Genomic DNA, 19,399 nt, shown 5'->3' with positions numbered 1-19,399 from the left:
GCATCATGCCATCATCATTGTACGAATTGCATGCTCCATTGTCCTGGACGAGACCGGCTTCGCTAGCCAAAGGACGAAGGCCTGATTATCAGATGTGACCGGCATGGGGTCGATTTCACCGACGACTATGACAGGCACCGTCATGAGGGTGGGGCATACGGATTCGGCCTGTCCTCGCTCGAGGAAAGGCATTTTACCCAAGATTAGCAGGTCAGCTCCTTTCCCGCTCTCGATCCAGCCGCAAAGACTTTCGAAGGTCGCGAAGCCGACCGGCTTATAACCCAGCGCGGCGACCTTGTCCTTGTAGATCTCCAACTCTGCTGGATCGGGCTCCACGACTGCAATGATTTCTCCGTTGCCGAGTGATCCCTCGTAGGGACCGAAAGCGATGTCAGCGCTGACTGGCTCCTCCTCGGAGGCCGGTAAGTAAATATCAAAGCGCGTACCTCGGCCAACAGCCGAGGTGACGTCAAGGCATCCTGCGAGCGCGCTCACGTGCCTGTCAACCGCGGCAAGACCCAGCCCGGTCCCGCCGACGCAAGAGCGCGTGGTAAAAAAGGGCTCAAAGACATGCGGAAGTATCGAACTTGCGATTCCTGGGCCATTGTCGCTGATGGAGATGAGAACGTAATCTCCAGGTCTCAAGGTTCCCTGAGCCAGCGGCTTGGTTTGGCACACCTGGGCGCGAGAAACGCTAACCTCGACACGGCCCTCGTTCAAGACAGCCTCCGACGCGTTCTTGCACAGGTTCATGAGAATCTGCTGTATCTCGGTTGGGCTGCCCTCGACCACCGTTTGCCACTCGTTGATCTTGAAGTTCAACTGAACATCGGCACGAACTGTGACCCGCAGCAATGGCGCAAGATCCATAAGAATTTCAGAGACATTGAAAGGCACTGCCACGCGCTGTCGGTTTCGGCTGAGTGACAAAATCTGGTCAACGATCAGCTTGGCTCGGTGTCCAGCTAAGATGATTTGATCGATGTGGTTACGAAGTCTTGAGGGACGACGCACAAGACTTTGGGCAATCTCTGAGTATCCAATTATTGCTCCTAAAATATTGTTGAATTCGTGTGTGGCGCCGCTTGCGATTGTGCCGACAGTCCTCAGCCTTTCCACATGCTCCCATCGACTCACCAGAAGGTCGCATTCCGCATTTACACGTTGCATTTCAAGATGGTTGCTTAAACGCACAATAGCACTGGCAAGAACCCGGAGGTCGTCTGCTGAGGGGAGTGAGCGATCTCCTTCAAAAACAAGGATGCAAACCACAGCCTGCTGATCGGAGGCCCGGCATCCAACAATTTGACACACACCGGAAGTGCCTATGGCGGTCCGAACCATTTCCGCCGCCGGAATGACGCGAAACACTGGCCGTCCGGGGCGGACAAGTGAAACGACTTGATCAATATGCGCGACGTTCCAGACGGGTATGCACGTGTTGGCCATAAAGCACTCGGTATGCCTGCTGAGACTCGGATCCACCAGAGCAAGCGCGCATTGATCCGCATCGAAAACGCGTTGAACGAGTCTAAGCGCTGCTTCGGCGGAAAAGCGCGCCGAGGCGTTCTTTGCTTTACTATCGTTGAAGCGAGCTTCGATCTCATTCAACGCCTCTTCAAGCTCCAACCGCCTTTTCAACCGGTTCGTCCGCAGATGCTGCCTGGAGGACCGAATGATCGCAAGCAAGCAAAGGCATATGGACACCAAGCCAAAGAAAAGTCGCGTACGCTGCGCTTGCGCGTTGGCCAAGCTGTAGCCTTTCAGATGCTCTCGCTCCAGTTCGGCTGCCATGGAGAACGTGTCGAGGGATGCGATCTGATTGGCAGCTTCGTCCAACCTCCATAAAGAAGACAGGAAATTACCCAAAGCATCCGCGGCAGCTCGGGCCTGGTTCGGAGCAAATCGGTCGAGAGGCTGATCCATCTGTGATGCGAGGGTGAGCCCCGGTTCAGCCGAAAACACGATCAGCTTCGAAAGTTCAACCCTGCCCAAGGGTGCCCCCCCGAGGCGACCAATCGAGCGAGCAAGATCTGCGAGAGAGCTTTGCATAAGCTGATTTTGCTTGATCAAGGCTGAGATGGCAGCCTCTTTGTTTTCGATCGAGTTTATGAGCTGCGCGAGCAATTTGGATTGCCCGGAGCTCTCATCGGGCGAAACGTCGAGAGGGCGTTGCAAGTATTCACGATTCCTTTGCAATGCCTGTCCGGTAGAAGCAACCGAACGGTAGTCCAATGCCATATCGGTCCGAGCGCGGGCGACGTCGCGCCGGAGCAATGCATCGTTGATCTGAATCGTTCGCAGCTGGCTTAGGACCGCGTCGTTGATCTGGGGCCCCTGCGTCCCGACCAAGAGCGCAATCGAGGCAGCTAGGGCGATTACAATTGCTTTGTCGGAACTGAGCCATGTTCCCCAAGGAAACGGCGTTTGATCCGTGGTGCACGCCTTGCGAAGGTCCGACCTGAATTCCAGCTCCTTATAGGTTCGGTATGCGGCCGGATTTTGCTGGAACAGGAAAGCCACGCCTACCTCTCCCCTTATGAGGACGGTTTAACACCGTTGCCAAACTTGGTCTTGGTCCGCTTCCAGGACGAGATGAGCTCCCAAAGCCTCCGCGACGCGGAGCACATCCTCACGATCTTGGAAGCAGATGAATATAGCTCGCAGGCGGTGCTTCGACCCCTCACGGCGGCAGGGGCCTCAGCTGAGCCGTGCTCGCCGACCACATGCGGTTTGTAGCAGCTATAATCAGGTAGATGGTCCCAGCTATCTGGCTGAATCCGTGCTCATTGTCTCCACGACCGCCGATTGCCGTTCGATTGCTGATCACATGGTCGACCTCACCGGAGATCGCCTCGGCACCCGGGCCACACTGGACAAACATTCCATGCAACTACTCCGATGGCGCCCACCACGCCAAGTGACGCTTCATATTCATCATCGGACAGCCAGAAAAATCGATTGCTTCGATAAAGAACATCCACGACATGGATGCAATCACGCACAATTTGCGGTGCTGCTGAGGACGCCGGCTCGATCCGCCATATCTCGGCGTCAAATCACGCGCCGGAGAACTAGGCAACGTAGCACCACCGTGGACTAAAGATCGAGCTTATGCTGTCACGCGTTCCGTTCGATCAGGACCAAAGGCTTGCGCGCCTCTGGACGGTCCGCTGCGACTCAGACACTAATCCTTCAAGATGACCCAAACAGAACAAGAATCTTACTGAACCGAACTGATTTTGCAATGACGGTCGTTCTGAACCACTGAGGAAACTTGACGAATGCCTGGACGAAGCTTCCAGGCATTTCTCAGCCGTTCTTGCCGTGCCTCCGAAGCTCTCGATCTCGAGCGCTCATCGCAATGAGGGTAGCACAACAGGGATGCAGATGGGGCCGAGAGACATGTCCTGGACGAGTTATTCAGTGGAATTGCTAAGCGCTCTATGGAAGCCTCGCTGATCAGGCTATGAAGTCCGGCAACCAATGTCCGGGCATGATCGTCCGGAACCACATCTTGAACATCGTAAAGCCAGACACCGAGGCCTCCAGTCGGGCCTCCGACATTCAGGTTCGCTCCGTTAGAACGAGCTTTGGAATCGCAGCACGCCGCCGAGGCTGTTCCTTTTGCCGACATGAGCCGGGTTCATTCCGGAACGGTCGACGGCAGCGAACTTGGCGTAATGGGCATAATCGACTTCGGCTGTGACTGTGAAACCTGGAATGACCATATAGGCGACGTTTGCAGCCAGTCCTGAGTCCCTGAGCTGATCACCCGAGACCTGAAGGTTGAACGAAGTTTTCTCGTTTAACGTGTAAGTGGCGCCCGCCCAGAAAGCCCAATTGCCGCTCCAAATTTTGTAGATGCCGCGACCGTGAGCGGCGACCGCGTTGGTTGGGTCATCGTTGAGATTGCCAATGGAGCCGTAGCCGAACATTCCGAATAGCGACAGGTCATCTGTGACATTGACATCGACTCGGAGCTTGCCGGCCAAAGCTTCGTAGTCGCTGTCACGAGCGATTACGCCGGTGATCGCGCCCCAGCCCTGCGTCTGTTTCACGCCGAAGACGACGTGCGGAACATGGCTGTCGATAGTACCGACTACACCCGACCCTTGTTCAAGTGAAACCAGAGCCGAAAAGCCGTTATCGGCATCGAAGTAATACTGAGCCACGTTGGTATCGAAATCGCCGTACGGAACGAGTACGTTATTGAGCACGTTTCCGGCGTAGCCTGTAAACGTGTCGAAGGCCGAATCGTCCTTGCCAACTCGGAGGCCACCAAGCTGGATCCAGGCGGAAGTCAACTTGACGCCGCTGTTGAAGATATAGTTGTGAGGGCTTTCCGGACCCGGATAAGCGTTTTGGTTGCCGAAGTTCACGCGAGTTTCAGTATAGGTCTTCAGTGCGCCTAGTTCGGTCTCCTGGCGCGTCCAAGTTTTGAACGTGAAACGCGTGTTGTTTCGCCAGGTGCCCTGAGCCTCGCCAGTTCTCACATCGGAGGTTCTTATCCCGTCATACGATCGGACATCGCTGAGGCCGACGTCGTAACGGATGTAGCCGCCGATGCGCACGCAGGTCTCGGTGTCGGGGATATGGAAGTAGCCCGAACCGTAGACGTCGCAGATCTTGACGTATTCGGTCGGAGCCGGCGCGGAGACTTCGTCCGTCGCGCGAGCGACGGAAACGGAGATCAGGGCCGCAACTGAGCCGAGAAGAAGGCTGCTTACGTTCATTCTGAATCTCCAGTTCAAAGAATAAAAGGCGGACGCGTCAAAGGGCGAACCGGCGGCCTATCCCAGGACCAAAAACATGTGCATCTCGCTCCTCTTTGAGGAATGCGCGATACTAAGTTGACTAGAGGAGTTCCGGTGTGAGTAAGCCAAGTGATACTTGTACTGTGCTTTATCGCAGTTCGATTTATGGAAGAAACAACTGTGGTTGGCTACCAACTGCCCGAACGAGGTGAGATTCGACCTCCGTCCGGATCCAAGAAAGGCAAAATCGCCTATTGCCTTGCCGCGCTTCCCACAACCGTTCCTCAAATTCTTTCAGTACACCGGGGGTTCAGCATTTCTGAACCAATATTCATCTCCGTTATTTGTGGGTTGGCCGTCGGCGTTCGATGCGGAGCAGCAAGCGACGTGCCATCCTGAAGAGGTAGCTCCGCGCTGACACTTGAATTGGCCGGCGCAACTTCGTCGCGCTCCCTTCTTTTTGCTTTTTGGGGGTCAGGCTGAGCACCGAGCAGACGTTTTGGGACAGGCTCGTATGTTCGATATGTGACACTTTCGTTCGATACCGACAGCACCTGTTGTTGTGAAGCTCGGGTCGAGACAGCATGCGGCGGCGCCGCTCGGTACGTCAGGCGGGAGCCCCGCTGCAGCACACATCTGGATCGTGCCAAGGATGGCCCGTTTCGTTTTGCAGCGGCGCAATCGTTCACACCCCCGTGCGACTCACCTAGCGCCCATTGCGGATCGGATGGATGCATGCTCACGAGAGTAGTGTGGTTGGTTGCAGGGCCACCGCCTTGTCGATCGGTCAAACAGGCCAACTCTCGACAGATCACGGTTTAGGTCTTATATAAGCGCCCTAGAATGAGTTAAGGTCGTTTGTATGAGACAAACATGCGCTCAACAGTGACAGATACATTGCCTCCCAGAGTCAAGAGGGCGCTTGGCAAGCTCGGTGCCGACATTGCGCTCGCCCGTAAGAAGCGCAGCCTGACCGTGATGATGATGGCGGAACGACTGGGTGTCGCAAAGAGCACCTATCTGAAGATCGAAAAAGGAGACCCGACTGTCGCTATGGGGGCCTACGCCATGACCTTTTTCGTTTTGGGCTTTGATGAGGCTTTGGCGCAGATCATCGACGCACATCGCGATGAGCAAGGCCTGCTCCTCGACGCCGAACGTTTGCCCAAGAGGGTAAGGGTGCGGAAGCCACCGGGTGCAATATGAGACGTTCTATTGCTGTTCACATTGGCGAAGAAGCGATGCCACTGGGTACGTTGCGCTATGATCAGCAGGGTGCGCGCGAGAGCGCTGCCTTTGAATATGATGGAGGTTGGCTGAGAGCAGCGGAAGGCTTCTCGATCGAACCCGGTCTGCCACTCGTTACTGGCCCTCAATTCCATCGAAAGACCGGCGACGGATCCGTGTTCCACAACGCGATCGCCGACACGGAGCCGGACGGATGGGGCCGGCGTGTCATCCAGCGCGACCACGCCAAGCGTCGCCAAGAGGTGCGCCGGGCGGGAAATGTCGCCGAAACGCGGCCTCTGAACGCGATGGATTACCTCTTGGCAGTGGACGACATGAGCCGCATTGGTGCGCTCCGGTTGAAGGACGAAGAAGGGCGTTACCAAAGAACGACCGAGGAGGGTCGACGCACCACGCCGCCGCTCATTGAAATCGGTCAACTCCTCGCAGCCACGCACGCCGTCGAGACGAACACCGAGACGGCAACGGATCTCGCCTATTTGCGTGGACGTGGCACGTCTCTTGGGGGCCTTCGTCCGAAATGCTCTGTCGTCGACGATGACGGACGCCTCGCTATCGGTAAGTTTCCGAGCGTTGCCGATGATCGATCTGTCACAAAAGGCGAAGTGCTCGCTATGAATTTGGCCAGAAAAGCCGGCGTGGATGCTGCTGAGACACGTCTGCTCGACAGCGACGGCGCCCCTGTCGCGCTCATACGGCGTTTCGATAGGACTCCGAACGGCAATCGACTCATGTATATCTCGGCCGCCACGATGATCGGCGCAGAGTCAGGGGACGTTGGCGAGCATAGCTATACTGAACTCGTGGATGTGCTTCGTCAGCACGGCAGCCAGCCAGCAGCCAACATCGAAGAGCTTTGGCGGCGCATCGCGTTCTCGATCCTTATCACCAATGTCGATGACCACCTCCACAATCACGGCTTTCTCCATGTACATCGCGGGCAATGGCGCCTGGCGCCTGCATTCGACATCAACCCGTTCCCTGAGCGCGTGCGAGAGCTGAAAACCTGGATATCCGAAGAAACTGGGCCCGAAGCGACTGTCGACGCACTGATGTCGGTAATCGCTTATTTCCGGATCAGGAGCGATCGAGCGAAGACGATACTCGCAGAAGTCGAAAAGGCGGTCGCGTCATGGCGGGAGGAGGGGCGGGCGCTTGGGATGACCCCCCAAGAACTCGATAGCTTCACCGACGCGTTCGAACATCGGGAACGGCAAGCCGCCCAAAGGCGCAGCAATGATCCCTGAAAGCTCGCCGTTCGCGGTTAAGATGGCGTCCTGCAAGGGCGTCAAGGCGACTGGTGCTCCGTCGCCCACCCTCACTCCATGTCCGGCGCCGAAAGGTCGAGCGCCAGCGCCGTCTTCGAACAGGCCTGGTTCCGGCTGGCCCAGCGCCAGCCGGTAGCGAGTCAGATCCTCCTCTGCCAGTCTCTGAGCCGCACAGCGCTGCTGAAGCGCACGTCGAACGTGATGCTGATCGGCTTGTGCGCAGGCGCGACCACCAGCGCTCGAAAACGATGCCCTCCTTCTTGCCGTCGCGCGCCGCATCGAAGATGGCCCAGAACGGACCGTTCCTGCCCCCGGCCTCGAGCCCCGCGGCGGCATGGGTATTCGCGAGAGAGCGCCGGACGCATAGGCTCCGCGTACTGGGATGCGGCCTTCGCGCTGCTTCAAGTCGACCGGCGCGGCAGATCCCAATGCGCGATGCGATCGCTTTCGTGATCACGTCACCTCGGAGGACGAGAAAAGATTGTCGAGGCACGGATACGAGCTGCCTCAGTCGTTCGTTCGATCGAAAGCACTGTTTGCGGAGGACGCTCTCCATCATGCAGTGCCAGGAGACGCTGGCCGACTTCCTTGTCCGCTGCCGTGAGCCGATGATTCAGGCGAAGAAAGTCCATCCAGGTTGGCGTGCGGAATGTCTCTGTCCAAATCGAAGGCGTTTGAAGATTTCGCTGGAGTGTCCAGTTTCGCGCACCGGCACGGCTCTGAACATGGCGCCTTGCGCGCATGTAGCCCAGAAAGGTCTCGATATTCTCTTCGGCTATAAGATACTCGACCTTGACGACTATGGGGCCACTCCTCGGCTTCAACTCGAGTGCCAGCTCCGGCGGGTGAAAATCCGAACTTTCCTGATCCGCTTCTTCCCATGGACGGACCGGGAACAGTATACCCGCAGCTGCAACCAGCAACAGAGCGCCTGCGGCGCCCTCCAGAGCCCAGGCTAAGGAGTAGTCCTGTGCGACAGTACCCCAGATCCAGCTGCCGGCCGCCATACCCCCTGCGCTCAGGGCGTAGTATATCGACAGTGTGCGGCCGACGACCCACCTTGGGCTTGCCAGCTGCACCGACACGTCGATGCCGGTCCAGGTGATAAGCCAACCCGCGCCACCAAGTGCCAGCGAAATGGCCGCCACGGCGACCGATGATGTGAGTGCAAGGGAAAGGCAACATGCTGCACAAGCAACAGAGGCGAACGATACCAGCCTGTTTTGAGACGTGATCCGCCTTAAAAAGCTATTGCTCATGCCCGCGACGAAAGCACCCATGCCGAAGCCGGCCAGCAAGATGCCGTAGACGATTGGGCCGCTTTTCAGCTGATCCCGGACGACTAGTGGGAGTAGCGCAAGTATGGAGATGCTTGCCAGCCCGAAAAAGGTTGCACGGGCAATCGCTGCCCTGATCTCCAAGGACAATACCGTGAAGCGCACTCCGTCATGAATTGCCATCGTCATTCGCTCACGAGGGAGAGGCGAAGTGCGAACCTTCCATTTGGTACGCCATATCGCGCCGAGAGGGACCAGATCGCTCAGCGCGGCCAGGGCGAAAGCGGCGAGCGGCCCAAAGAAGGCCAGCATCGTCCCACCCAAAGCGGGTCCTATGCTGCGTATGATGTTATATCCGACAGACATCAGCGTCACTGCGGCCGGAATGTCGCGCTTGTCCAAGATATCGCCGACCGAGGCATGCCAGGCCGGATCATTCAGAGCGAAGCCGCAGCCAGCCAGAAAGCCCAATCCAAGTAGGAGCCAGGGATCGACAAATCCCAGGCCCACCGAAATCATCAGCGTCGTCGATGCCAAGGCTATCAGGAAGTGCCCCGCAAACATCACCCATCGGCGGCTGAAGTTGTCGGCGATGGCTCCGGCAAGAATTGAGAGGAAGAATACCGGCAATGTGGATGCGGCCTGCACGAGTGCAACCATCAGATCCGAAGCGGAAATCGTGGCCATCAGCCAACTGATGGCCACCGTTTGCACGAGCCACCCGAGGCTGGATATTTGTGTGGCCGTCCAGATCGAGCGAAACACCGGGTTCCGAAATGGAGCCAGCGTTGTTGAGACAGGCAGATGAGCATTTTTTTCGGACTGCATGACGGTTGATGCCTTCGAGGGGCCGGTTATTCAATTCACGGCTGCCACTACTGCCGTTACGATGTTGGCCAATAAGGGCCGACATATCGAGGATGACTTCATCGCAATGAGGAGTTGGATACCTCCGCTCTCTAGACTGGCGCAAACCACTCCTCGCCCAGCAAGGTAGCCTTGCCGATCGTCCTGCTCGAGAAAATCGTCTGCAGGGTTTTCGCTCTCGCGTCACCGAACCAGCGCCCATGCAGCTTGCCGGCGACTATTTTTTTCGCATTGGGCCCGTTTTGCTAGTGTCATTCGTGACAAATCCTGTGCATGGCCGTCGTACCGCTAAATTCCGAGGATGAGGGCGCCTCCGGTGAGACCGGCACCCGCCGCCGCAAGGAGAACCTTTTCGCCCGGCCGAAACGGCTGCGCCCGATGCGAAAGCGAGAGCGAGAGCGGGATGGTCGCGGCGGAAGAGTTGCCGTACTCGGCGATCGTCTTGACGATTGCTTCATCGGCGATTCCGAGGTTCCTCCCGACCACATCGAAAATGCGGGCATTGGCCTGGTGTGGCACGAACCTGTCGATGTCTTGCGACCGCATTCGGGCAGCAGAGAGCGCGTCCTGCGAGCAGCGAGACATCATCTCCACGGCCTTGGCGAACACTTCGCGGCCGTTGGCGATCGTCATGCGGGTCTGCTCGAGGTCCATGCCGCCGTGGAACGGTGTGTTGCTTCCTCCGGCGGGAATCTGGATCAGGCCGTAGCGCGAGCCGTCCGAAGCCAACGCGGCGCCGAGAATGCCCCGATCCGGCTCTTCGCACGGACCAACCACCACGGCGCCGGCGGCATCGGCAAACAGCACCGCGCTTGCGCGCTCGACTGGATTGATGCGGCGACTGAGGATGTTGGCGGCGATGACCAGGCTCGCTTTGCCATGGAGGCGGGTGAATCCGTCCGCAAACATCAGGGCATAGATGAAGCCGGCGCAGGCGCCTGTGAGATCAATCGCACCGGCGCGGCCTAAGCCCAGGCGATGTGCTACCAGCGGGGCGCTGGGCGGCAGAAGGTGATCGGGCGTCGAGGTGGCGAGTAATAGCAGGCCGATGTCGCCACGGTCGAGGCCGGAATTCGCCAGTGCCATGTCGCCGGCGTGCGCGGCAAGGCCCGACAGCGTATCCTGGTCGGTTGCCCAGAAGCGCGAGCGAATTCCGGTGCGCCGCTCGATCCAGCCGGGTTCGAGTCCAAGACGGGTCTCGATTTCCTGGTTCTCCACCTTTCGGGCCGGCGCATGATCTCCAAACCCGAGAAAGCGCGACGATCTGCTCATGCGCTCGGACCGAAGCGTTCGCCGGCCTCTTCGAAGGCGTCATACAATCCGTCGAGTTCCTCTCCGGTGATGCAATAGGGCGGCAGAACATAGAGCACATTACCGAGCGGGCGCACGAGCAGGCCGCGCTCGAGGAAGAAAGCGCGCAGCTTTGGTCCGATCTCGGCCAGATAGCCGGCCGAGCCGGCGCGCAGATCGAGAGCTGCGATCGTGCCGGTCGCCCGGCAATCTGTGAAGTTGGCATTGTTGCGAAAGCGTCGAAGCCCGAGGGCCTGCCCGGCGCTCAAGGCCGCAATCCGCTCGGCCACCGGCTCGTCCCGCCAGATCTCGACATTGGCGAGTGCTGCCGCGCAAGCGATCGGATTGGCGGTGTAGGAGCTCGAGTGGAAAAAGGCCTTCTGCCGATCTTCGGAGTAATGGGCCTGGAAGATGGCATCGGTCGCGAGTGTGGCCGCCAGTGGGATCGCGCCGCCGGTCAAGCCCTTCGAGGTGCATAGTATGTCCGGAGAGATCAGCGCCTGCTCGCAGGCGAACGTGCTTCCGGTGCGCCCCCAGCCCGTCATCACCTCGTCGGCGATCAGCAGGGTGCCGGAGGCCTCAGTGATCTTTTTCAATTCGGCCAGAACCCAGGCCGGATACATCAACATGCCGCCGGCGCCGAGCACCAGCGGCTCGACGATCAGCGCGGCGGCGCGGCGGTCGCGCGAGAAAGCCTCGAATCTATCCAGCGTTTCCTGCTCGCGCCCTGCGGCCGGAAACGGAATGGTGTCGACCTCGAACAGCAGGGGTTCGTAGGCGGCGTTAAACACGCCGCGGGCTCCGACGCTCATCGTGCCGATCGTGTCGCCATGATAGCTGTGTTCCATGACGACGATGCGCGAACGCGGCGCGCCGATGTTGCGGTAATAGCCGAGCGCCATCTTCAGCGCGACTTCGACGGACGTGGATCCGCTGTCGGAATAGAAGACCCAGTCGAGGCCTGCCGGCACTATTTCGATCAGGGCGGAGGCCAATTGCTCTGCCGGCTGATGGGTGAGACCGGCGAAGATCACCTGGTCGAGCATCTCAGTCGCATTCCGGATTGCTTCCATGATCCGTGGATGGCGGTGTCCGTGGGTGACCACCCACCAGGAGGAGATTGCATCGAGGATATGCCTTCCGTCATTCGTCTCTAGCCAAGCCCCTTCCGTGCGGACAACGGACGGCATGGCCGGCTCGATCGCGTGCTGGGTGAATGGATGCCAGACCGGCGACCGCGACATCATTCGCCTCCGGCAATCTTGGCGAGGTCGAAGCCGGCAAACATCGCCTTCCGCAGAGTTTCGCGCGTCAACGGAACGAGGTGTGGCAGCCTGCCGAGCTGACGCACCGCGCCGAATTCGGTGATTGTCCTTTGCGTATCGGCTACCTCTTCGCCGATGAAGGCGACGCCGATCAGCGGGATGGAGCGAGCCCGCAGGGCTTCGATCGACAGCAGAGTGTGGTTGATCGTGCCGAGCTCGGTGCGGGCGCACAGAATGACCGGCAGCCGCCATTCAGCGAAGATGTCAATAAATCTTGTCTGTCGGTTGATCGGCACCATCAGTCCGCCAGCGCCTTCGATGACGAGCGGTGTCGGCAGGACCGGATATGCAAGATCGGCAGCCTCAATCGAGACTCCGTCAATTTCGGCTGAACGATGCGGCGACAGCGGGCTCTTCAAGCGGTGAGCTTCCGGCAGCACGCGCCCTGACGGCAGGCCGGCGAGCCGTTCAACCGCCTCACTGTCGGTCTCCTCATCGAGACCCGATTGCACCGGCTTCCAATAAAAGCCGTCGAGCAGCCCGGCGAGCCCAGCCGAAAACACGGTCTTCCCTATTCCGGTGTCTGTTCCGGTGACGACGATACGCGTGGTCATGCCGTGGCCAACACCTCGACGAGCGTCTCGACCATGGCCGAAATGTCAGCCTTGCCGACATTGAGCGTCAGCGAAATGCGCAGCCGCGAGGTACCCTCCGGCACTGTCGGCGGACGAATGCCGCGTATGTCAAAGCCGCGAGCCTGCAGAGCCGCCGCGATCGCCATGGTGCGCGTCACCTCCCCAATGACAAGTGGCTGGATCTGCGAGCCGCTCCGCGCCACGCCACAGCGCTCGGCCAGTTGGCGGCCCGCGAAGGCAACGTGCTCATGCAGCTGAACGCGGCGCATCGGCTCGTCGACCAGGATTGCGAGCGCTTCGCGCGCCGCCACCGCCATTAGCGGCGATGGCGCGGTGGCGTAGATAAAGGGCCGGCAGCGGTTGACAATATAGTCGCACAGCACTCCCGGCCCAGTGACGAGTGCGCCGGATGCGCCGAGCGCCTTGCCGCATGTGTGGAGCGCGACAATGTTGTCGCGGCCCTCGAAAGCGGCGGCCATCCCCCGGCCGTCCGGTCCCCAGACGCCCGTGGCATGCGCCTCGTCGACCACTATGAATGCCTCGTACCGATCGGCAAGCGCGACCAGGCTTTCCATCGGCGCGCAGTCGCCGTCCATGCTGTACAGGCTTTCGACCCCGATCCAGACATGCCCCATGCCACCTTCGGCGCGCCAGCGCCTGATCGCGTCCTCAAAAGCATCTATGTCGTTGTGCGTGGCCGGCCTGAACTCAGCGCGTCCAGCCCGCGCCCCTTCATGCATGCTGGCATGCGCGAGTTCGTCGAGGATCAGCAGGTCACCCTTCTGCGGCAGGGCGCTCAGCAGGGCGAAGTTGGCGATGTAGCCGCTGCCGAAGAACAGCGCCTGTTCGGCCCCGAAGAACGCGGCCGCATCTGCCTCCAACGCCTCATGCTCCGGCGCGTTGCCGCGCAGGAGCCGCGATCCGGTAGCGCCGACCGGGGTGCCCCCCTCGATTGCCGCCGCGACTGCATCGCCAAGTCTCTTCGAGGCAGCAAGCCCGAGATAATCGTTGGACGAGAAGTCGAGCCCGGCGCGCGGCGCCAGTGTCCGCAGCCGGCCCTTGCGTGCCAGACCCTGCAAGATTGCTTCATAGCGGGCAAGCGGCGGCTCGTTCATCTTGCCTCGCGTGGCATCGGCTCAATGCCGAGACGCCTGAATAGACGATTATCCTTGTCCTCGCCGGGATTGTCCGCCGTCAGCAGCATGTCGCCGACAAAGATCGAATTGGCGCCGGCAAAGAAGCACAGCGCCTGCGTTTCATCGCTCATCGCCGTCCTGCCGGCGGAGAGCCTTACATAGGACTTCGGCATCATTATGCGGGCGAGCGCAATGGTGCGGACGAATTCGATCGGATCGATGGGCTCGGCCTCCGCAAGCGGCGTGCCTTCGATGGGGATGAGCATGTTGATCGGCACGCTTTCCGGCGGCTCGGGCAGGTTCGCGAGTGTGACCAGCATGTCGATGCGATCGGCCTTTTCCTCTCCCATCCCGACAATGCCGCCGCAGCAGACCTTCATGCCAACCTCGCGCACATGCCCAAGTGTTTCCAGCCGGTCGGCAAAGGTCCTGGTTGAAACAACCTCGCCGTAATAGCGCTCGGACGTGTCGATGTTGTGGTTGTAGTAGTCGAGACCGGCCGCCTTCAGGCGCTGCGCCTGACTGAGGTCCAGCATTCCAAGCGTCATGCAGGTCTCCATGCCGAGCGCCTTCACGCCCTCGATCATGGCGACCACGGAGCCCATGTCGCGTTCCTTCGGACTGCGCCATGCGGCGCCCATGCAATAGCGGGTGGCGCCGGCGTCCCGCGCCTTGATCGCTTCGGCAATGACACGCTCCACCTCCATCAGCTTGGATGCCTTCAGGTCGGTTTTGTTATGCGTAGACTGGCTGCAATAGCCGCAATCCTCCGGGCATCCGCCGGTCTTGATGCTGAGCAGCCGCGACAGCTGCACCCGGTTGCGATCGAAGTTCTGGCGGTGGATTGTCTGAGCCAGGAAGAGCAGGTCATTGAACGGCATCCCGTGGATAGCCTCGGCCTCTTTGCGGTTCCATCGGCATAGTGCCCCCTCGATCGATTGCATGGCTTGCTTCACGTCGCACTCCGAGTTCGTTCCAATCGTCGTCGTCAAAAGCTTTGTCGCTGGTCCGACAGCACGTGCAGGAGTCTGTCGACCCTCCTCGGGTTCGCTACGATCGTCGATCAGCCCGATGAGCCTGAACCAGTTGAAGGGTGCGCCGCACAAAGATGCAGGCTCGCATGGAGCAGCTCCTGCGTCGGCGCGCTCCAGCGGAGGGGGGAATGCTTTTCATTCCATCTCCATCAGTTCAAGCGCGCGCCGATGCGCCGGCATATCCAGGCCGATGTCGAGGATAGGCGCGCTGTGTGTCAGCCATCCGACTGAGATGAGGTCGACCCCCGTCGCAGCAATCGACGGAGCCATTTTCGGCGTCACCCGACCGGAAGCCTCGGTGATGGCGCGGCCACCGACGATTGCCACGGCGCGTGCAAGGTCCTCAACCGACATATTGTCGAGCAGCACTGCGTCGACTCCCAGCGTGAGCGCTGTATCGAGCTGCTCAAGGGTCTCGACCTCGACCTCGATCTTCACCATGTGGCCCGCGGTGGCGCGCGCCCGCTCTATTGCCGTGCGAATATCGCCGGCGATCGCGATGTGGTTGTCCTTGATCAGCACGGCGTCGTCGAGCCCGAAGCGGTGATTGGCGCCGCCGCCGACGCGTACCGCATATTTCTCCAGCGCGCGCAGGCCGGGCGTCGTCTTTCGCGTGCACACGATCTTCGCCTTGTGGCCACGCACGGCCTCGACCATCGTCGCTGTGGCAGTGGCGATGCCGCTCAGGCGGCACAGAAAATTGAGCGCCGTGCGCTCGGCCGTGAGCAGGCCTCGCGCCGGTCCGCACAACTTGGCGATAGTCTCGCCCGCCGCGACATCGCTGCCGTCAGCTCGCCAGATGTGCATGTCGATCGCAGGCTCGACGAGCATGAAGGCGAAGGCGGCCAGATCGAGACCGGCAACGATGCCCATCTGTCGCGACTTGAGCACCAAGGTGGCCGTGCGATCACGCGGGATCACGGCGTCGCTGGTCAGATCACCGCATCTGCCCAGGTCTTCGAGAAGAGCACCGCGCACGATCGGCTCGATCAGGGTTGAGGGAAGGGGTGAGAACGAATTCATGTCAGGGTGCTCCGTATCGGCGCCCGCCAGCTGAGTGCGACTGCGGTCTGTATTGCGCTGCGCAGTGTCAGCCGTGACTGGCGCGCATCTGCATCGCGTCCGGGGAAATCGGAACGACAGTGCGAGCCGCGGCTCTCTTCGCGCCGCAGGGCCGCAATGGCGATCATCAGCGCGACCAAGGCGGGGCCGGAGGCAGCGCTGTCGTGAGCTGCGATCGGCAACAGGGTCGCCACCCCGTCGCGTAGCGTCTCGCTATCGCGTATGATGCCGAGCGCGGCCGAGACGATTGGGCGGATGCCGGAGGCGTCTGGCCGTCGAGGCACGAACGCGGAACACACGCGCGGACGCCGGGTGTGTGATACGTCGGCGACGCTTTCAGCAACCCAGCTCGCTGTGACCGCCGCTTCGATAAGCGAGTTGCTGGCGAGTCGGTTCGCGCCGTGCAGACCGGTGCATGCGACCTCGCCACATGCCCACAATCCCTCGATGGAGCTGCGGCCGGCAGCGTCTACAGCAACACCGCCCATGTGATAATGTGCCGCCGGGCGCACCGGGATCGGGTCGATCGCGGGATCGATGCCGGCCTGGCGGCACAAATCGGCGATCGCCGGAAAGCGCTTGTCAAATCTGAGGCCGAGACATCGCCTTGCGTCCAGGAACACACGGCGTCCGGCAGCGAGCTGGTGCCAAACCGCGCGCGCAACCACGTCGCGAGGCGCAAGCTCGCCCCCGGGGGTTTCAGCGAGGAAACGCTCTCCGTGCTCGTCGATGAGCACAGCACCCTCGCCGCGCACCGCTTCGCTCACCAGCGGCATCGGCCGCCGCGGACCCTCGAGGGCGGTCGGGTGGAACTGCACGAATTCCAGGTCAGCGAACTCCGCCCCGGCACAGGCGGCCAGCGCGAGCCCCTGTCCACATGAGCCAGGCGGGTTTGTCGTATCGCTAAACAAGCCGCCGATGCCGCCGGTCGCCAGGACCGCGCGGCGCGTTGGCAAGGCGATTGCGCCCGTGCACCCGGCCGCGACCACGGCGATAATCGCCCCGTCTTCCACGACAAGCCGGCGGGCCTCCACGTTTTCCAGGATAGTGATCGAGGTTGTGCGCCGTGCCGCGGCGATCAGCGCGCGGACCAGCTCGCGACCGGTGGCATCGCCCGCCGCATGCACGATCCGCCGCTGCGAGTGCGCCGCCTCAAGCCCGAGCCGCAACGCGCCGTCAGCGCGTCGGTCAAATGCGACACCGAAGCGCTCTAGAGTCCTGATCGCTTCAGGTGCAGCTCGGACCGTTCGCCGCACCGTCGTCACGTCGCAGAGACCGTCGCCGGCCGCGACGGTGTCACAAAGATGAAGTTCGGGACTGTCCTCGCCGCCGACGCTTGCCGCAAGACCGCCTTGGGCGAGCTCGCTGCAGGCTCCGGTTCCCAGCCCCGCATTGGACAGAAGCACAACCGGTTCCGGCGCCAGATGAAGCGCCGTCATCAGGCCTGCCACACCGGCGCCGATGATGACCGGCGCCCCGCCGATGTCATGAACGTCGAGGCTCATATGGAAAGCATACGCTCGACCGAGCGGCGCGCGCGCCCTGCAATCCCGGGATCGATCCGAACCTCATGCCGGTTCTCCTCGAGTGCGACGCGAATGTTAGCCAGCGTGATGCGCTTCATGTGCGGACAGAGATTGCAGGGGCGGACGAACTCGACGTCGGGATTCGCGATCGCGACATTGTCGCTCATCGAACATTCCGTCATCAACACTACGCGGGGTGGTTTTTCCCGCTCGACATAATCCGACATGGCCGCGGTGGAACCCGAAAAATCCGCCTCTGTGACAACGTCCGGGGGGCATTCGGGATGGGCCAGCACGATGACTCCTGGATGTGCGGCGCGCAGTTCGCGAATGTCGGCCGGGGTGAAGCGCTCATGCACCTCGCAACGACCCTTCCAGGCGATGATCCCGACCTTCGTCTCGGCGGCGACGTTCTTGGCGAGATATTCGTCGGGCAGCATGATCACACGCGGCGCGCCGAGCGATTCCACCACCGCCTTTGCGTTGCCCGAGGTGCAGCAGATGTCGGACTCGGCCTTCACGGCCGCGGAGGTGTTGACATAGGTGACAATGGGCACGCCGGGATAACTCTGTCGCATCAGCCGCACGTCTTGTGCCGTGATCGAATCGGCCAGCGAGCAACCAGCGCCGAGGTCGGGGATAAGCACGGTCTTGTTCGGATTAAGCAGCTTGGCCGTCTCGGCCATGAAATGCACGCCGGCAACCACGATGATTTGCGCCTCGACCGTAGCCGCCTTGCGGGCCAGCGCCAGGCTGTCGCCGACAATGTCTGCGACGCAATGGTAGATCTCGGGCGTCTGATAGTTGTGCGCCAGGATGATGGCATTGCGCTCGCGCTTCAGCGCAAGGATGGCTTCGATATCGCCCACGAAAGACGGCCATTCAATCGGCGGGATCACGCGCCGGACGCGCTCGTAGAGGAACGCGGCCGTAGGCAGCACGGCGCTCATTGATGCCCCCGCTTATACTCTAGTTGAAGATAACCGGCATATACTTGCCGTGAGTATAAGGGATGTCAACCCCGCGCCAGCGGCAATTTTGTCCCGGCGATGGCCCTTTCGTCGAGAACGGCGTGGCGGAAGCGGTAGAGCTTCGCCGGCCGACCACCGGTCTCCGCAGTGGTCTCACCGGTCTCCTCGACCAGTTCCTGTTGCTCGATCAGGCGGCGAAAGTTGGGCTTGTGGATGAGCCTGCCGGCGAGCGCCTCCACGGTTCGCTGCAGCTGCAGTAGCGTAAAGGTCGGTCGCATAAGCTCAAAGACGACGGGCCGGTATTTGATCTTGGAGCGCAGCCGCGCAATGCCCGTTGCCACGATACGGCGATGATCAGCGACCATAGGTTTGCTCGGCACCAGGGGAAGCGGCGTCTCCCGTCCGCTTCCGGCCTCTTGGACCAGGCCTGCTTCATAAAGTAACTCATATCGCTGAAGCACGAGCTCCTCGTTCCAATAACGGTCGTCGAAGCCAAAGGCGATCGCCGCCCGCTGCCGGCGTTCGCGTCGCGTGGCCGCGTCGCTGGCTCCGTCTGCCCAACCGATCAAGCGCGGTCGCACAACATCCAGCACCACCGGCGGGGTGCCGGAGCGGTGGTCCTCCCATGGAAAATAGTCGTACCAGCTTTGCCAGCCGCACTTGGATGAGCCCGCTGCCTGTTCTTTGCTGGTCAAAGCGAGATAGCTGATGGAGATGACGCGTTGCTGGCGTTCGACGCCGATTCGGTCCCGATCGGCGAAGGTGTAAAGCTGCTCGATGTACCCCAAGGGCTGGCCGGTCTGCTGCTCGACCCACCCCCTCAAACCGGATTGCGGCGACCGGTGCTCAAGCGCAAAAGGTCCGGACGGCAGGGTGTCAGCCTCCCCGATGGTTAGGAGACAGGGGTCACTTTCATTTACGGCCACGACGACGGCGATCAGGTCCACTTTGACTTGGTCCGCCTTGCCGGCTTTGTCTTTCCTGGTTCCTGTTGCCTGATCGTCCATGTTCGTGAAAGTGGTTGACCCGTGCCCGGGAGCCTTAATCGATTTAATGTAAGCGA

The 19,399-nt window shown here is 60.7% G+C and carries 14 protein-coding genes; 2 read left to right on the top strand and 12 right to left on the bottom strand.

Annotated features, from left to right (window positions below; genetic code table 11):
* Positions 1 to 3: 3 nt before the first annotated feature.
* Both AC0L2K_RS23885 and AC0L2K_RS23880 read right to left on the bottom strand, forming a co-directional pair.
* Positions 4 to 2,523, bottom strand: a complete 2,520-nt coding sequence (locus AC0L2K_RS23885; protein ID WP_473532490.1) for a two-component system VirA-like sensor kinase — start codon at positions 2,521 to 2,523, stop codon at positions 4 to 6.
* Between the two features lie 1,058 nt (positions 2,524 to 3,581).
* Positions 3,582 to 4,736 (bottom strand): porin, encoded by a 1,155-nt coding sequence (locus AC0L2K_RS23880; RefSeq protein ID WP_473532489.1) that lies wholly within the window; start codon positions 4,734 to 4,736, stop codon positions 3,582 to 3,584.
* Between the two features lie 894 nt (positions 4,737 to 5,630).
* On the opposite strand from AC0L2K_RS23880, the gene AC0L2K_RS23875 reads away from it, so the two are divergent.
* Positions 5,631 to 5,963, top strand: coding sequence for a helix-turn-helix domain-containing protein (locus tag AC0L2K_RS23875; protein WP_065010596.1), 333 nt, complete (start codon positions 5,631 to 5,633; stop codon positions 5,961 to 5,963).
* Positions 5,960 to 7,252, top strand: a complete 1,293-nt coding sequence (locus AC0L2K_RS23870) for a type II toxin-antitoxin system HipA family toxin (RefSeq protein ID WP_473512894.1) — start codon at positions 5,960 to 5,962, stop codon at positions 7,250 to 7,252. The genes AC0L2K_RS23875 and AC0L2K_RS23870 overlap by 4 nt, the downstream gene beginning before the upstream one ends.
* Positions 7,253 to 7,731: 479 nt before the next feature.
* Here AC0L2K_RS23870 and AC0L2K_RS23865 read toward each other — a convergent pair whose 3' ends face one another.
* The 10 genes from AC0L2K_RS23865 to AC0L2K_RS23820 all read right to left on the bottom strand — a co-directional run bounded on the left by AC0L2K_RS23865 (position 7,732) and on the right by AC0L2K_RS23820 (position 19,343).
* Positions 7,732 to 9,378 (bottom strand): MFS transporter, encoded by a 1,647-nt coding sequence (locus tag AC0L2K_RS23865; protein WP_473532488.1) that lies wholly within the window; start codon positions 9,376 to 9,378, stop codon positions 7,732 to 7,734.
* A 327-nt stretch (positions 9,379 to 9,705) separates the two neighbouring features.
* Positions 9,706 to 10,689, bottom strand: a complete 984-nt coding sequence (locus AC0L2K_RS23860) for a beta-ketoacyl-ACP synthase III (RefSeq protein WP_473532487.1) — start codon at positions 10,687 to 10,689, stop codon at positions 9,706 to 9,708.
* Entirely contained in the window at positions 10,686 to 11,951 is a 1,266-nt protein-coding gene (locus tag AC0L2K_RS23855) for an adenosylmethionine--8-amino-7-oxononanoate transaminase (RefSeq protein WP_473532486.1), read from the bottom strand. Before AC0L2K_RS23855 ends, AC0L2K_RS23860 begins: the two co-directional genes overlap by 4 nt.
* Positions 11,951 to 12,586: a dethiobiotin synthase gene (bioD, locus tag AC0L2K_RS23850; protein ID WP_473532485.1), complete on the bottom strand. Its 636-nt coding sequence runs from the start codon at positions 12,584 to 12,586 to the stop codon at positions 11,951 to 11,953. The genes AC0L2K_RS23855 and bioD overlap by 1 nt, the downstream gene beginning before the upstream one ends.
* Positions 12,583 to 13,722, bottom strand: a complete 1,140-nt coding sequence (locus AC0L2K_RS23845) for an 8-amino-7-oxononanoate synthase (protein ID WP_473532484.1) — start codon at positions 13,720 to 13,722, stop codon at positions 12,583 to 12,585. The genes bioD and AC0L2K_RS23845 overlap by 4 nt, the downstream gene beginning before the upstream one ends.
* Positions 13,719 to 14,687 carry a biotin synthase BioB gene (bioB, locus tag AC0L2K_RS23840; protein WP_473532506.1) on the bottom strand — a complete coding sequence of 323 codons (969 nt, stop codon included), beginning with the start codon at positions 14,685 to 14,687 and terminating at the stop codon, positions 13,719 to 13,721. The genes AC0L2K_RS23845 and bioB overlap by 4 nt, the downstream gene beginning before the upstream one ends.
* A 225-nt stretch (positions 14,688 to 14,912) precedes the next feature.
* Positions 14,913 to 15,800, bottom strand: coding sequence for a carboxylating nicotinate-nucleotide diphosphorylase (gene nadC, locus AC0L2K_RS23835; protein ID WP_473532483.1), 888 nt, complete (start codon positions 15,798 to 15,800; stop codon positions 14,913 to 14,915).
* The gene (locus tag AC0L2K_RS23830) at positions 15,797 to 17,344 is read right to left on the bottom strand and encodes an L-aspartate oxidase (RefSeq protein WP_473532482.1); all 1,548 of its coding nucleotides are present in this window, start codon (positions 17,342 to 17,344) and stop codon (positions 15,797 to 15,799) included. Before AC0L2K_RS23830 ends, nadC begins: the two co-directional genes overlap by 4 nt.
* Complete coding sequence (gene nadA / locus AC0L2K_RS23825) at positions 17,341 to 18,315, bottom strand: quinolinate synthase NadA (protein ID WP_473532481.1); 975 nt, start codon at positions 18,313 to 18,315, stop codon at positions 17,341 to 17,343. Before nadA ends, AC0L2K_RS23830 begins: the two co-directional genes overlap by 4 nt.
* Before the next feature lie 65 nt (positions 18,316 to 18,380).
* A complete protein-coding gene (locus AC0L2K_RS23820) occupies positions 18,381 to 19,343 on the bottom strand; it encodes an NUDIX hydrolase (protein WP_065010606.1) in 963 nt (320 codons plus the stop codon).
* Positions 19,344 to 19,399: the final 56 nt, after the last annotated feature.

Source organism: Mesorhizobium sp. WSM4817 (genome assembly GCF_055811135.1).
This window is presented reverse-complemented; position numbering and strand designations above follow the sequence as displayed.

Excerpts from the sequence above, each read along its gene's own strand:
- AC0L2K_RS23865 (WP_473532488.1), bottom strand. The coding sequence starts at position 9,378 with ATGCAGTCCGAAAAAAATGCTCATCTGCCTGTCTCAACAACGCTGGCT.
- AC0L2K_RS23860 (WP_473532487.1), bottom strand. The coding sequence starts at position 10,689 with ATGAGCAGATCGTCGCGCTTTCTCGGGTTTGGAGATCATGCGCCGGCC.
- AC0L2K_RS23855 (WP_473532486.1), bottom strand. The coding sequence starts at position 11,951 with ATGTCGCGGTCGCCGGTCTGGCATCCATTCACCCAGCACGCGATCGAG.
- AC0L2K_RS23830 (WP_473532482.1), bottom strand. The coding sequence starts at position 17,344 with ATGAGCCTCGACGTTCATGACATCGGCGGGGCGCCGGTCATCATCGGC.
- AC0L2K_RS23820 (WP_065010606.1), bottom strand. The coding sequence starts at position 19,343 with ATGGACGATCAGGCAACAGGAACCAGGAAAGACAAAGCCGGCAAGGCG.
- bioD (WP_473532485.1), bottom strand. The coding sequence starts at position 12,586 with ATGACCACGCGTATCGTCGTCACCGGAACAGACACCGGAATAGGGAAG.
- bioB (WP_473532506.1), bottom strand. The coding sequence starts at position 14,687 with ATGCAATCGATCGAGGGGGCACTATGCCGATGGAACCGCAAAGAGGCC.
- AC0L2K_RS23845 (WP_473532484.1), bottom strand. The coding sequence starts at position 13,722 with ATGAACGAGCCGCCGCTTGCCCGCTATGAAGCAATCTTGCAGGGTCTG.
- AC0L2K_RS23880 (WP_473532489.1), bottom strand. The coding sequence starts at position 4,736 with ATGAACGTAAGCAGCCTTCTTCTCGGCTCAGTTGCGGCCCTGATCTCC.
- nadC (WP_473532483.1), bottom strand. The coding sequence starts at position 15,800 with ATGAATTCGTTCTCACCCCTTCCCTCAACCCTGATCGAGCCGATCGTG.
- AC0L2K_RS23870 (WP_473512894.1), top strand. The coding sequence starts at position 5,960 with ATGAGACGTTCTATTGCTGTTCACATTGGCGAAGAAGCGATGCCACTG.
- AC0L2K_RS23875 (WP_065010596.1), top strand. The coding sequence starts at position 5,631 with ATGCGCTCAACAGTGACAGATACATTGCCTCCCAGAGTCAAGAGGGCG.
- nadA (WP_473532481.1), bottom strand. The coding sequence starts at position 18,315 with ATGAGCGCCGTGCTGCCTACGGCCGCGTTCCTCTACGAGCGCGTCCGG.